This is a genomic window from Pseudoalteromonas sp. SG44-1, assembly GCF_014164315.1.
GTDB classification, from domain to species: Bacteria; Pseudomonadota; Gammaproteobacteria; order Enterobacterales; family Alteromonadaceae; genus Pseudoalteromonas; species Pseudoalteromonas rhizosphaerae.
In genome coordinates this window covers 26920-41396 of sequence record NZ_JACJEW010000039.1, presented here as the reverse complement: position 1 = coordinate 41396, position 14477 = coordinate 26920, and the positions used below count along the sequence as shown (strand labels likewise).

Here is a 14477-nt window from a genome sequence, read left to right as displayed (position 1 = left end):
CCTAGAACCTAGAACCTAGAACCTAGAACCTAGAACCTAATTTATAAAAGGCACTTTTTTGCAACGCATTTATATTAGTTTATTCACAGTCGTTTTATTGCTCACTTTAGTGGGTCAAGCGGTTGCGTCTGTAACTATGAGTTGTGATATGCCACACATGAGTCAACCGCATGCAACTATGGCTGATAGTAGTGATATGCATCACGACATGTCTGCGGGTATGATGAACATGGATTGTTGTGACGATGACGCAAGCGCTAATCAAGAGTGTGGTTGTCCAATGAGCGCCTGCAGTACCCACTCAATGTTAAACATGAGTGTGTTAGTTACCGTTATACTGACGACGTCTGAAAAAGTACAACTTTATATCCCGCAAAATCAACATCGTATAGCCAGTTCACTGTATCGCCCCCCTATGCCTGCTTAATTGCAGGATAGGTGCGTCTAAAATTTACCTAAATCACCTTTTCTGCCCCCTAAATTTAGTTGTCTTTTAATTTTAGTGGAGTAAGTGATGAATCACTTCGCAGTATTTAAAGTCAGTTTTTTAGCGCTTATGCTAACAACTGCAATTCCAGCACACAGTAATGAATTAAGCCTTGATGAAGCGCTCAGCTATGCACTTGATAATGAGCCATGGCTAACCGCCAGCAAATATCAACAAGCTGCTATACAAGCACAAAGTTTAGCGGCAGGCACACTGCCGGATCCAGTATTAACGGTGGGCTTAATGAATTTACCTACCGACGGTTTTGCTTTTGACCAAGAAGGCATGACCCAATTAAAAGTTGGCGTGAGCCAAATGTTTAGCCGTGGCGATAGCTTAGCGCTTAAGCAGCATGCGTTAGCGCAGTCAGCGCAGCAATATCCTTGGCTACGAGCCGACAGACTCGCTCAAGTAAAAACCATTGTTATTGAATCTTGGCTCAATGCGTATCGTGCCCAGCAAAGTATTGCGTTAATTGAGCAAGATAAAGCATTGTTCTCGCAACTTATTGATATTACTGAATCGAGTTATGCCAGCTCAGTAGGTAACACCCGCCAACAAGATATTATTCGAGCGCAGCTAGAGTTAACCCGCCTTGAAGATAAATTAATGATGTTAGAGCTGCAGTTCGAAAGCGCGAAAAAGCGTTTATCGCAATGGTTACCAATCAACATGTTAACTCAGCCTGTCAGCGCAAAACGTCATGATATAGCGCCTTTAGTTGATTTTTCACAACTTGAATTTGCACAGTTGATGCCATTATTAATGGCGCATCCAGCGATTGTCGCGCTTGATAAAACAGTAGCGGCTAAACAAACAGAAGTTGAGGTGGCAAAACAAGGCTATAAACCGCAGTTTGGGGTAAATATGGGCTATGGTTATCGCGATGATACGCCAATGGGGGATTCCCGAGCGGATCTGTTTTCAGTTGGTGTGAGTGTTGATTTACCACTATTTACTGATAACCGCCAAGACCAACAAGTTAATGCGGCGATAGCTATGGCTGAGGCGGTGAAAACTCAAAAACTAATTGCATTACAAAAGCTAAAAGGGATGTATTTTAAAGAGTTTAGTCAGTTGCCCCAATTAGCAAAGCGTGATGCACTTTATCAAACTAAATTATTGCCACAAATGGCAGAGCAAGCACAAGCTACATTAAATGCTTATACCCGTGATGATGGTGACTTTTCAGAAGTAATGCGCGCCCGAATTAGCGAACTGAATGCCAAAATTGATGCGTTAAACATAGAGATTGATCAACAAATTATTATTGCTCGCCTGAATTATTACGCTAGTAGCAAAGATGCTGCTGTGATGGTTGAGCAATTAGCAGGAGAGCACCGTGAACACTAATTTAAAATTGCTTATCGCAGTACTTATAGGTGCAGGAATATCTGCTAGTGGCTTGTATTTTTTCGGTAATAGTACAGAGCCTGAGGTGATCAGCGCAGAGAAAAAACCATTATATTGGGTTGCGCCTATGGATAGTAATTATCGCCGTGATGCACCAGGGCTTTCACCAATGGGGATGGACTTAGTACCTGTGTATAGTGAAGGAGCTGACAACAATCAAGATGGTCCCAGTGCTGTGACAATTTCCCCTGCTGTTATTAATAATTTAGGGGTTAGAACGGCTAAAGTACAGCTCAAGGCACTGCAAAGTGAAGTAAAAACGGTGGGCTACGTACAATACAATCAAGATCAGTTAGTGCATATTCACCCGCGTGTAGAAGGCTGGATAGAAACGCTGTACGTTAAAGCCGCTGGCGATCAGGTAAAACAAGGGGAACCGCTGTATACCTTATACTCTCCGCAACTGGTAAATGCTCAAGAAGAATTTGTACTGGCTGTTGATCGTAATAACACCGTGCTTATTCGTGCAGCCAAAGCGCGCTTAAAAGCACTGAATGTGTCGGATGGTTTTGTCGAGCGCCTACAAGTTAATAAAAAGGTGATGCAAAATATTACCTTCTATGCTCGCCAAAGTGGTGTGGTTGATGAACTTAATGTGCGCGAAGGTTTTTATGTCAAGCCAGGCACCTCAATGATGAGTATTGCTCAACTTGATGAAGTTTGGGTAGAAGCCGAGGTATTCGAGCGGCAAGCGCAGCTTATTGAAGTCGGTTTACCGGTGACTATGACTCTAGATTATATTGCCGGACAAAGCTGGCGCGGTAAGGTCGATTATATTTACCCAACATTGGATGCCAAAAACCGTACTTTGCGGGTGCGTTTACGCTTTAATAATCAAGATCACCAACTAAAACCGAATATGTTTGCGCAAGTAAGCATCCATGCTAAAGCTGCTGAGCAACAACTTATAGTACCTAAAGAAGCGGTGATCCGCACCGGTTCCCAAGACCGTGTTGTTATCGCTTTAGGCGAAGGACGCTTTAAATCGGTGGCAGTCGAACTGGGCCGCAGTGATAGCCATAACGCCGTTATTTTAGCGGGCGTTAAAGCCGATGATGAAGTGGTGACGTCAGCGCAATTCTTGTTAGATTCAGAATCCAGCAAAAGCTCTGATTTTAAGCGCATGCAAACACCAGAAGCTACCACTAGCGTGTGGGGCAAAGGAGTCGTTAATAGTGTAATGGCAGATCGCCGTATGGTGAATATCAGCCATGACCCTATTGAAGAGCTCGATTGGCCTAGTATGAAAATGGACTTTACGGTTGCCGATAGCGTTGATTTTCAAGCGCTGCAAGCTGGGCAAACACTGCATTTTGAGTTGACTAAAAAAGCCGATAGCAGTTATATGATTAGCGGCATTCATATTATGGATTCCACCCATATGATGAGCGAAGCGCAAAATATGGCGACCGTAACCGGTACTATCAACAGCATTAATAAAGCCCAGCGCACTGCCAATATTAGCCGTGGTGCAATTGAGAAATGGCACCGAGATCCGGCCACTATGGACTTTATGTTTGCTGAACATATTGATTTAAGTAGCCTTGAGCCGAAGCAACAGCTGACATTTACTTTTAGTGTGCAAGATGGTGAGTTCGTGATCCAGCGTATCGATACTGAATCAAGCATGCGAACTAGTGACAATAGCGCCATGTCATCGCATGACGGACATTAGGAGGCTTTATGATAGCAGCAGTTATTCGTTGGTCCGTTACCAATCGCTTTTTTGTATTATTGCTAACAGCAATACTCATTGGCAGTGGTTTATTTGCGGTAAAAAATACCCCAGTTGATGCCTTACCTGATTTATCCGATGTGCAGGTGATTGTAAAAACCTCATACCCAGGGCAAGCGCCACAGGTGGTGCAAGATCAGGTTACTTTCCCACTTACCACCGCGATGCTCTCAGTACCCGGGGCGCAAACAGTACGTGGTTTTTCATTTTTTGGTGATTCCTACGTATATGTCATCTTTGATGAAAACACCGATCTTTACTGGGCTAGAAGTCGAGTGCAAGAGTATTTAAGTCAAGTAGCAAGCCGCTTGCCCGACAGCGCAACCGCAGAGCTGGGCCCAGATGCTACCGGTGTAGGTTGGATTTATTTATACGCGCTGGTGGATAAAACCAATCAGCACGACATTAGCCAGTTACGCAGCTTGCAAGATTGGTTTTTAAAGTTTGAATTGCAAACCGTACCAGGGGTGTCAGAAGTGGCCTCAGTGGGCGGTATGGTGAAGCAATATCAAGTCAATGTAGAGCCAGATAAACTGCGTGCTTATGGTATACCACTGAGTTTAATTCAAACCGCAATTAAGCAAGGTAACCAAGAAATGGGCGCTTCGGTGGTGGAAATGGCCGAAGCCGAATACATGGTAACCAGCACCGGTTATATAAAAAGCGTCGCTGATTTAGAGGCAATTCCACTTGGGGTGAATGCCAACGGCACACCGCTGCAATTACGCGATGTAGCCGATATTCGCCTTGGGCCACAAATGCGCCGTGGCATTGCTGAGCTAAACGGCGAGGGCGAAGTAGCTGGTGGCGTAGTGGTGATGCGCTATGGCGAAAACGCACAAAAAACCATAGAGCTGGTGAAAGCAAAACTTGAATCACTCAGCAAAGGCTTACCCGATGGGGTAGAAATTGTGCCTGTGTATGACCGCTCTAATCTGATCAAAAATGCAGTGGATAACCTCACCAGCAAACTATTTGAAGAGCTAGTGGTAGTGGCGCTTATCTGCATCGTATTTTTGTTCCATGTACGCTCGTCCTTGGTGGCAATTATCACTTTACCGCTGGGAATATTAACGGCATTTATCATCATGTATTGGCAAGGCATAAACGCCAATATAATGTCGCTCGGTGGTATTGCTATCGCCATTGGCGCGATGACCGACGGCGCGATTGTAATGATCGAAAACATGCATAAACACATGGAAAAAATGCCACTAACCGATGAAAACCGCTGGCAAGTTGTCACCGATGCTGCCAGTGAAGTCGGTCCAGCGCTGTTTTTTAGCTTAATGATTATTACCGTGAGCTTTATGCCAGTGTTTATTTTAGAAGCCCAAGAAGGCCGGATGTTTGCTCCGTTAGCGTACACTAAAACCTATGCCATGGCCGCATCTGCGGGCTTGGCAATCACTTTAGTACCGGTATTAATGGGTTACTTTATACGCGGCAAAGTTATTTCTGAGCAAAACAACCCAGTAAACCGCTTGCTAGTGAATGCTTACAAGCCGCTGCTGAACACGGTTTTGCGGTTCCCTAAAATGACTTTAGTACTGGCTGTGGTGGTCGCTGTTATTGGCTTTTATCCGGTCAATAAAATTGGCAGTGAGTTTATTCCACCGCTGGATGAAGGCGATTTAATGTATATGCCGACGACTTATCCTGGTTTATCTATTGGGAAAGCGCGCGAGATTTTACAACAAACCGATAAGCTCATCGCCACAGTGCCAGAGGTGTTAACCGTGTTTGGTAAAGTCGGCCGGGCAGAAACAGCAACCGATCCTGCGCCACTGACCATGATCGAAACCTTTATTCAGCTCAAGCCAAAAGATCAATGGCGTGAAGGCATGACCTTAGACAAGTTGAAAAAAGAACTCGACGGCTTAGTGAAGTTTCCAGGCCTGACTAATGCATGGGTGATGCCGATCAAAACTCGTATTGATATGCTGGCAACTGGGATTAAAACCCCTGTGGGCATTAAAGTTGCGGGACCAAATTTGAGCGAGATTCAAAAAATTGGCCAGCAGATTGAAGTGTTACTTAAAGATGTACCCGGCACGGCTTCCGTTTACTCTGAGCGAGTAGCGGGTGGGCGTTATATAAAGGTCGATATCAACCGTGAAAAAGCCGCCCGTTACAGCTTAAATATTGCCGATGTGCAGCAAGTGGTTGCCACCGCAATTGGCGGCATGAATGTAACCGAAACGGTCGAAGGGCAAGAGCGTTACCCGGTAAACTTACGTTATCCGCAAGACTACCGGGATTCCCCCGAAGAACTGATGCTATTGCCAATAGTCACCCCTGCAGGGCAACGCATTGCTCTTGCCGATGTGGCTGACGTATTTATTGAAGATGGTCCGCCGGGCATAAAAAGCGAAAATGCCCGCTTAAACGGCTGGAGCTTTATTGATATTGATGGCATTGATATTGGTAGTTATGTCGACAATGCGCGCAAAGTGCTTGACGAAAAACTAGTGCTACCAGCAGGTTATTCAATAACCTGGGCAGGGCAATATGAATACATGGAGCGCGCCAAAGAAAAGCTCGCCTATGTATTACCACTGACCTTAGCGATTATAATTGTGTTGTTGTACCTCAACTTTAGAAGCTTTGTAGAAGTGGCAATTATAATAGCAACCTTACCGCTGGCGATGATCGGAGGCATCTGGTTAATGTACTTAGAGGGCTTTAACTTCTCAGTCGCCGTGGGGGTGGGCTTTATTGCCCTTGCCGGGGTCGCGGTGGAAATTGGCGTGATTATGCTGGTGTACTTAAATCAAGCCTACCAAGAAAAGTGTGCTCAAGCCAAGCTAGCAGGTACAACGCTTAGTTTTGCGGAGCTTAAACAAGCCATAGTCGAAGGCGCAGGCCTGCGAGTACGCCCAGTGATGATGACAGTCGCCACTATTATAATCGGTTTGCTCCCCGTACTTTACGGCACAGGCACCGGCAGTGAAGTAATGAGCCGCATTGCCGCTCCTATGGTCGGCGGCATGTTCAGCGCGATTGTATTAACATTGTTGGTACTGCCAGCCGTATATTTGTTATGGCGAAAGCGGGGCCTAAATTCGTAAGTTGAATTAAAAATACAGAGCCCATCAAACTTTGTTTGACCAGAGTCGCAGAACCTCGTAAAACGGGTACTGCGACGATTCAATGTTGATATACTTTTGAAAGTAATCGATAGGTAATGTGTAGATTTGCTTGTTTAAAAATCAAATCTAACGCCAGCTTGTAATTGAGACATGTCTTTGCCGGAGCTAGTAGTAGGTTTGCGTTGTTCATCGTTACTTAAGTCTTCGTATGCTACCCAAGCCCTTAAAGCTTTACTCAAATAACGTATATATTCGATTTTAACGGAATCTACATCACCTGATATATCACAACTGTCTATAGCATAACGAGTATGGATTTTATTTTTACCGAATAGGTAACTGGCATATAAACCACTACTTGTTCTATCTTCAGAGCTACATGCGTTAATTGCATTCTTATTACCCTCTACATCAGCATCTTTCAATCGAACCGTTCCAGTACTACTTCCCCCATAAATATCGTAGATGTTGGTTGCTTTATGTACAAAAGCTGACAATGTCACAGCATCATTAACATCCCACCAACCACGCAACCCATATAGGTTACCTTTATTATCGCCTTGGTTATCTTTAGACCAAGCCGCTTGCACTTTATAAGGTCCAGACTTATATTCTCCACCTAATTGCATTTGATCAACAGAGCTTCCATCTTGCCCTTTAAATTGTAACCCAGCACCAAAGTTCCAATTACCTTGTTTATAAAAATACTGTAGTAAATCATCGTCTCGTACATTACCTTGTCGAATAGTATCTATACCATCTGAAAAATAAGCGCTTCTAACATAGGTATTCCATAATAAAGTTTGAGACCCGAAATAAACTTCACCAAAATCACCTTTCAAACCAACGTAGGCTTGACGAAGAGTCGGGCCATTATTTTGAGTTAAATCAACTGCATTCTCTTCTCTCAGGCCATATTCAACTCTCGTGACTGCTGTTAAATTGTCATCTATTTTGATACTCGCTTTAGCACCTATACGACTCAAAAAGTCGCGGCCATTAGCCCCATCATCAGATGTACCTGCGTCAATATTATCTACACCTAAACGTATAGAAGCATAAAAATCTATATCCTTGATACTTGGCTCAGCTGCTTTTACATTACTAGTAATAGTAAGAAAAGACGTTAGAATAACCCCTACAAAAAGTGGACTAAGTTCTGATTTCATATAAACCTCTAATTATTTTTGTTACTAAATTTGTTTTTATTCAGTTGCTTATTAAAATTTAATTTTTAAGCATTCAAAATTAAGTTTATTTTACTGATAATCTAAAGGTTCACTTCACAGTCTAAACTTACTCACTTCATTGTTAATCTGTCTTCCTAAGTCGTGTAATTTTTGAGCTTGTTCAGCAGCTAATTGGCTTGCTTCAAACATTTCATCACCGACCCCTCGGATTGTCTCAGTATTGCGACTGATTTCTAAGGTGACAGCTGATTGCTCTTCAGCGGCGGTGGCAATTTGTGCTGCCATGTCATTTATCACACTAACCGATTCTAATATTTTACCGAGACTTTGATTCGCTTTTTGAGCATCTTCAACACTTTGGTTGGCCATTCCTTTACCTTTATCAGTCGCATCTACCGCTTTTAGTGCTGCGCTTTGTAGTGACTCAATCATGCCTTGGATTTCTTGAGTCGAAGTATAAGTTCGTTGTGATAAAACCCTTACTTCATCGGCAACTACAGCAAAGCCACGCCCTTGCTCCCCAGCTCTTGCTGCTTCAATTGCTGCATTTAATGCCAGTAAATTTGTTTGCTCTGAAATACCGCTGATAGTAGATAAAATTGATGTTATTTCTTGCGCGTGTTTATTCAAATCACGAATAATTTCGCTCGCTTTTTCGACCTCATCAGCTAGGACTTTTGTAGATTTTTGACTTTGCTCAACGCCAAAACGGCCTTGCTCTGTAACGCTTACGCAGTTTTGTGATGATTGTGCAGTTTGTTCTGCATTAGCAGCGATTTCTTTTGTTGCCGCAGCCATTTCAGTTACCGCAGTTGCAACCATATGAATTTCACTTTGATGACGCTGTAATCTATCGTTTTGCTTATTTGTTGCTGTAGATACATCACCAGCTTCACTTAGCAATATTGTTGATGCGTCACTCAGTCGACTTATAATGCCATGTAATTGTTCAACAAAACGGTTAAAGCTCGATGCAAGTTGGCCTATTTCATCGCCACTATTCACTTCTAACCTAACTGTCAAATCGCCATTACCATTAGCAATAGCATCTAAATTTTGAGTGATAGAACTTAAGTTTTTGAGCATGATTTTTAACAAAAATGAGATGATAAACAGTACAAATATTAACATTGCAGTGCTGATGATCACTTGAGTAATAAGCTGGCTTCGTACAGGTGCAAATAAAGTATCTTTGTCCATTACTAAAATAATTGACCAGCTGGAGTTAGGAATAGCCTGTGCAAAAATAAGTCGCTCGCGATTATCTAAGGTCATTTCTTCTAAAGTATGCTTAGTCACTAGCTTTTCTAACAACTGACCCGTAAAGCTTTTATCGAGATCTGATGCTTTAGTACTTTGTTTTTTTGTATCAGGATGAGCAACAACTTGATCGCTTTTGTCAACAATGATGGCATATCCATCGCCAGGTACATCGAGAGCATTTATATATTTAGTTAATTGAGCTAAAGTTAAATTAGCGCCAACTGCACCAACTATCTCACCTTCCTTTCTCACTGGCTCTGAAAGAGTAACCACATATTCTTGGGTGCTTGCAGAAACAAAAGGAGCAGCTAAAAAACTACCATTTTCTTCTAATGCACCTTTGTACCAACTCCGTACTCTGGGATCATAATTTGGTGGATTAAGGTTAGGGTCGTTACGGTACATTTCTCCTTGTTCATTACCATAGTAAACAAGCGAAAAACCTAAACTTTCTTTTACTTGGTCAAGCAAAATATAAGGTTTTACTTCAGGATGGTCAGCAATAACTTTAGACAGTTTAATAACAGCCTGACGCCTGTCATACATCCAATCACCAACCCCATTTGTAAATACATCTGAGACTAAATTTATTTCTTCTCGTAATGCGGAATCTATATTTTTTTGTAATGCATTTAAGCTCTGTATTAGCATCGCTATAAAAAATATAAAAAAGCAAAAAAAAGTAATAATTAATATTTTTTTTCGAAGGGAATACTTATCCATAAAGCGTTAACCACCAATAAAAAGAGCATATGCTCAAGCTGAAATAATTTACTGTTTTCATCAATCAACAAATGAATATTAGTAAACATTAGAAATTACACCAGCATAGCGATGTAAAATTTATTTATGATTCCCAGCTAAGGGTTGTAGAGATTTCACATTGTCAGCTAAGTTATCAGCAAACTTGGGATGTCATGTTTTGCATTTACTTATGCTTTAAGATGAAACGCTACTTGGCTACTAAGGTTAGAATTTGCGAGTGTTTTATGTCACATCAATTAGTCATAATTTAAATATGAGCCACCGTTTTTGTACCACCACTCTATAAAAATTACCCTATGACTTGTAACTTATACGAGTTTGGGTGATTTACTTTCAATATCTCTCTGTTTTAATTTAACTTTTTATTGGCACGTTTTACGCAAGAGTATGGTTACTAGGGTTAATTAAGGAACGCACATGCAAGTTAAAACAATACAAGAAGTGTACGACTGGACTGTACTATTTCATACCCAAATGGCGGCAAATTTTTTTAGTCTCAGAGACGATTTAGCAGAGCATAACCAAATGCTGGCAGACTATTTTGTTAAGTACGAAAAAAAGTTGGCTGAGGATTTAGTTGGTTTTAAAGCCATCACGGAGATCAATACCTTAGATACTTATTGTTACGAGTACTTTGCTGAAAACTCTGAACTGATTAATTTTACAGATTTAAACCGTGATACGCGTGTTGATGAGCAAGCCATGCAAGGTTATATATCAGATCAGCATCAAAAGGTGATCAATCTTTATCAATACTTACTTAGTCGTGCAGAAACGCCAACAGGTAAAGAGAAACTATCTCAATTGCTGGAGCTTGAACATCAAGGATTAAAGCAAATGATGCAAAGTACTAATCGCCATATGGATATGTAATAGAAGATCTAATTTGGGTAGCGCATGCTATCCAAATTCAGCCATGTCTGTAAATCACACAAAGTCGATTAAAAAGCCTACTTTCTTCAAATATTTTTGCTCTTGTTGTAAATCAGCATGAAGCAAGGTTTGTTCATTGAGCCAATCCGCTGGGAACTGCAATAGCATACTATTGCCTTTTACTGATACTGCTAACTCTTGATGTTGATCGTTAAGGCGTTTTTGATTTAATAATATAGCTAGTCTGAGTAATACAATTAATTGTAATATTTGAAAGTGCGGCACCGAGAGTAAAGTTGGAAATTCTTCTAAACGAATTTTTTTACGGTAAAACCGTATCATACAGCTTAATAATGTTTGCTGTTGTTGAGTAAATCCTGGCAGCTGACTATTTTCAACAACATAAGCACTATGTTTGTGTAAGCCTGATGAGTTAATACCTAAACCCACTTCGTGTAATTGCGCTGCCCACACTAATAATTGATGATTATCTAATGAGTCGAGCTGCCATTCTTTTTGTACTTGTAGGAATAACCAATCGGCAGTATTTGCAACACGTTGTGCATGTACTTTATCTATTGTGTTTCTTTCGCTTAAATTAGCTATGGTATTGGTGCGTATATCTTTAAGCGCTAACTTTTGCTGCATTTCATGCAGTAAACCTTCACGTAGTGAAAAGTCGCTGTAATCCATTTCGGTAATATTAAACAGCTGAAAAATCGCGAGTAAAATAGTTAAGCCACCGCAAATACTTACTTGACGCTCCGGGCTTAAACCTTCAATAAGTAAGTTATCGATAGTTTTAGCGGCTATAAACTGAGTTTTAAGTTCGAGCAATCGCTCCAGTGTGATATTTTTTTGTTCAGGGTCATTAGCGTTGATCATGGCTAATATTGATTTAATGGTGCCTGACGTCCCCACTACCGATTGCCAGCCTGCACTAATGTAATTGGCAAAAATAACCTCAAGTTCTTGCTCTGCTTTTATTTGTGCTTTGCTAAAGCGTTTATCATTAATAATACCATCGGCAAAAAATTGCTTGGTATAGCTTACGCAGCCCATATTGCGACTTGAGAGCAGCTTATGTTTAAAATGCTTGCCAATAATTAGCTCGGTACTACCGCCGCCAATATCAATAACTAAACGGTTTTCATCGTGATGAACATAATGAGCTACACCTTGATAGATTAAGCGCGCTTCTTCTTGACCTGAGATCACATCAATATGATAAGGAAAAACTCTATTTGCCTGAGTTAAAAATGAATTAATATTTTTAGCTCGTCGTAATGTATAAGTTGCAGCAATTTTTACATTGCTCGCAGGGAAGTCTTGTAGCGTAGTAGCAAACTGCTTTAATATCGTTAATGCTCTATCTATGGCAGTTTGACTTAATTGATTTTTGTCGTCTAAGCCATCGGCTAAGTAAACGCGTTGTTTTTCTTTGTGGAGAATTTGCAAAGAGCCATCCACTTCTCTTGCGACCACTAAATGAAAGCTGTTTGACCCTAAGTCAACCGCAGCAATTGAGGGATAATCATTCATTATTGTAATTGCCTTCCCATTTTTTTAAGTGATCATAAATAGCTATTTGCGAACGTATTTTTTTACGATTTCCGCGTCTAACATAATGATTTTTCTGTTCGCTATCAATGATTCTCGCTTTGGTACGATCTTTAAATTGCAGTTCAAGTACGTCAACAATGAGTTGTTTTAGTTTTTCATCATAAATAGGCACGCCAACTTCAACTCGATGATCAAGATTACGTGTCATCCAATCTGCAGATGAAATATAGACTTTTTCATCCCCATTATTACCAAAGATCATAACTCGCGGGTGCTCTAAAAAGCGATCGACGATACTAATTACCCGAATGTTGTCGCTAAAATTATTGAGTCCTGGCACTAAGGAACACATACCACGGACAATAATGCGAATTTTAACACCGCTACGAGCGGCCAAGTACAAACAATCAACCAGTTCTTTATCTACTAAGTTATTTATTTTTAATGTTATTTTACCGGTGTGACCATTTTCAACATGGGTTATTTCTTGGTGAATTAAACCAAGCAACAGCTGTCGAGCGTTCACTGGCGAAATCATCAAATGTTCGAACATAAACGGTTTATAACTGCTTTCAATAAACTTAAATACGCTATCACTTTCGTCACAAATACCTTGATGTTTAGTAAATAAACTAAAGTCTGTATAGATTTTGGCGGTTTTTTCGTGAAAATTACCAGTGCCAATGTGCGCGTACTTTACTATTTGACCTTTTTCACGACGATGAATAATACATAACTTACTGTGTACTTTGAGAGCTGGTATACCAAAAATAACTTTAATACCTGCGCCACTGAGTACTTTTGCCCACTCAATATTATTTTGTTCATCAAAGCGTGCTTTTAGCTCCACCATAACGGTGACTTTTTTGCCATTTTTTGCCGCGTTGATCAGTGATGAAATTAATCGAGATTTACTCGCAACACGATAAATGTTTACTTTAATTTGTGTTACTCGAGGGTCAAATGCTGCTTGGCGAACATATTCCAGTAGATGATTAAATGTATGATATGGATAATAAAGTAGAATATCTTGCTGACTAATTGCAGCAAACACACTGGCATGATTATTAAATGCTGTGCTTTGCAAAGCCGGTAATGATTTGTTTTCTAAATATTGCCGACCAACATTGGGAAAACCAATAAAGTCTCTAAAGTTACGATAGCGACCACCGGGGATCAACGCATCGTGATGAGTAACACCTAAGCGTTTTTTCATTACTTTGAGCATTGGCTCGGGCATCGCTTGGTCGTATACTAAGCGCACCGGCTCGGCATAAATACGCTGTTTTAGGCCCTTAGACATCTTATCTAAAATGCCTTCTTCTAGTTCGTCATCTAGGTTGTATTCTGCATCACGGGTCAGCTTGATTGCGTAGCCTTGGATCTCAGTAAAACTAAAAAAACTGCTAAATACGTCACTTAAAAAAAACAAAATAATGTCATCTAACATCACAATAGTTTTATGACGACGGGTTTTTTCGGGTGGTAAAATTACAAAGCGTGGTACGCGATCGGTAGGGACTTCTAACATCGCATAATGACTTTTGTCGTTAAACATTTCGACAAACAAGTACGTCATTGTATCGTTAATATGATCTGAGAAGTCTTTATTTTCATCCAGCATTATTGGCGATATATGCTGTAATACATTGTCGTGAAAAAATATTTTTAGCCAGTTAATATGAAATTCACTAAGCTGCTCGGGACGGTCAACATGAATGTTGTGGGTATTTAAATCATGGAGAATTTGCTGATGAATAACGTTAAATTTTTTACCAAGCTGCAAAACCTTTTGCTGAATTTGGGTCAGTAAAATTTCATCTTCATCAAAATTAGTATCTGGTAGTTTATTTAATAGAATGCGTCGTTTTACATCGGCAACCCGAACTCTGAAGAATTCATCTAAATTGTTTGAGAAGATCCCCAAAAAACGAATACGTTCAATAATCGGGTTATTTTTATCTTTAGCTTCTTGTAAAACACGATCGTTAAAAGACAGCCAACTTAACTCTGGGGCAAAATAATTAATCGTTTGAGACACATCAGCGCAGGCGTTCATATTCTATTCCTTGGATAGCAACTGAACAAAATATAGA

Annotated in this window: 9 protein-coding genes; 5 read left to right on the top strand and 4 right to left on the bottom strand. The window is 40.6% G+C overall.

Going from position 1 to position 14477, the window contains the following annotated elements:
* Positions 1-58 precede the first annotated feature (58 nt).
* From H5187_RS16745 to H5187_RS16730, 4 genes are all read left to right on the top strand, one after another.
* Positions 59-427, top strand: a complete 369-nt coding sequence (locus tag H5187_RS16745) for a hypothetical protein (protein WP_149980515.1) — start codon at positions 59-61, stop codon at positions 425-427.
* Between the two features lie 87 nt (positions 428-514).
* Entirely contained in the window at positions 515-1840 is a 1326-nt protein-coding gene (locus tag H5187_RS16740; protein WP_182719193.1) for a TolC family protein, read from the top strand.
* The gene (locus H5187_RS16735; protein ID WP_182719194.1) at positions 1830-3575 is read left to right on the top strand and encodes an efflux RND transporter periplasmic adaptor subunit; all 1746 of its coding nucleotides are present in this window, start codon (positions 1830-1832) and stop codon (positions 3573-3575) included. The genes H5187_RS16740 and H5187_RS16735 overlap by 11 nt, the downstream gene beginning before the upstream one ends.
* 8 nt (positions 3576-3583) lie before the next feature.
* Positions 3584-6706, top strand: a complete 3123-nt coding sequence (locus H5187_RS16730; protein WP_182798069.1) for an efflux RND transporter permease subunit — start codon at positions 3584-3586, stop codon at positions 6704-6706.
* A gap of 134 nt (positions 6707-6840) precedes the next feature.
* Here H5187_RS16730 and H5187_RS16725 read toward each other — a convergent pair whose 3' ends face one another.
* Together H5187_RS16725 and H5187_RS16720 are read right to left on the bottom strand one after the other, a co-directional pair.
* The gene (locus H5187_RS16725) at positions 6841-7896 is read right to left on the bottom strand and encodes a porin (RefSeq protein ID WP_182719196.1); all 1056 of its coding nucleotides are present in this window, start codon (positions 7894-7896) and stop codon (positions 6841-6843) included.
* A gap of 114 nt (positions 7897-8010) precedes the next feature.
* On the bottom strand, positions 8011-9831 hold the full coding sequence (locus tag H5187_RS16720) for a methyl-accepting chemotaxis protein (RefSeq protein ID WP_259399454.1): 1821 nt from the start codon (positions 9829-9831) through the stop codon (positions 8011-8013).
* A 531-nt stretch (positions 9832-10362) separates the two neighbouring features.
* Here H5187_RS16720 and H5187_RS16715 point away from each other — a divergent pair.
* Positions 10363-10818, top strand: coding sequence for a hypothetical protein (locus H5187_RS16715; protein WP_182740449.1), 456 nt, complete (start codon positions 10363-10365; stop codon positions 10816-10818).
* 54 nt (positions 10819-10872) lie between these two features.
* On the opposite strand, the gene H5187_RS16710 is transcribed toward H5187_RS16715, so the two are convergent.
* Complete coding sequence (locus H5187_RS16710) at positions 10873-12360, bottom strand: exopolyphosphatase (RefSeq protein ID WP_182719198.1); 1488 nt, start codon at positions 12358-12360, stop codon at positions 10873-10875.
* On the bottom strand, positions 12353-14440 hold the full coding sequence (gene ppk1 / locus H5187_RS16705; protein WP_182740448.1) for a polyphosphate kinase 1: 2088 nt from the start codon (positions 14438-14440) through the stop codon (positions 12353-12355). The genes H5187_RS16710 and ppk1 overlap by 8 nt, the downstream gene beginning before the upstream one ends.
* Between the last annotated feature and the right edge of the window lie 37 nt (positions 14441-14477).

Excerpts from the sequence above, each read along its gene's own strand:
- H5187_RS16740 (WP_182719193.1), top strand. The coding sequence starts at position 515 with ATGAATCACTTCGCAGTATTTAAAGTCAGTTTTTTAGCGCTTATGCTA.
- H5187_RS16730 (WP_182798069.1), top strand. The coding sequence starts at position 3,584 with ATGATAGCAGCAGTTATTCGTTGGTCCGTTACCAATCGCTTTTTTGTA.
- H5187_RS16725 (WP_182719196.1), bottom strand. The coding sequence starts at position 7,896 with ATGAAATCAGAACTTAGTCCACTTTTTGTAGGGGTTATTCTAACGTCT.
- H5187_RS16720 (WP_259399454.1), bottom strand. The coding sequence starts at position 9,831 with ATGCTAATACAGAGCTTAAATGCATTACAAAAAAATATAGATTCCGCA.
- H5187_RS16715 (WP_182740449.1), top strand. The coding sequence starts at position 10,363 with ATGCAAGTTAAAACAATACAAGAAGTGTACGACTGGACTGTACTATTT.
- H5187_RS16710 (WP_182719198.1), bottom strand. The coding sequence starts at position 12,360 with ATGAATGATTATCCCTCAATTGCTGCGGTTGACTTAGGGTCAAACAGC.
- ppk1 (WP_182740448.1), bottom strand. The coding sequence starts at position 14,440 with ATGAACGCCTGCGCTGATGTGTCTCAAACGATTAATTATTTTGCCCCA.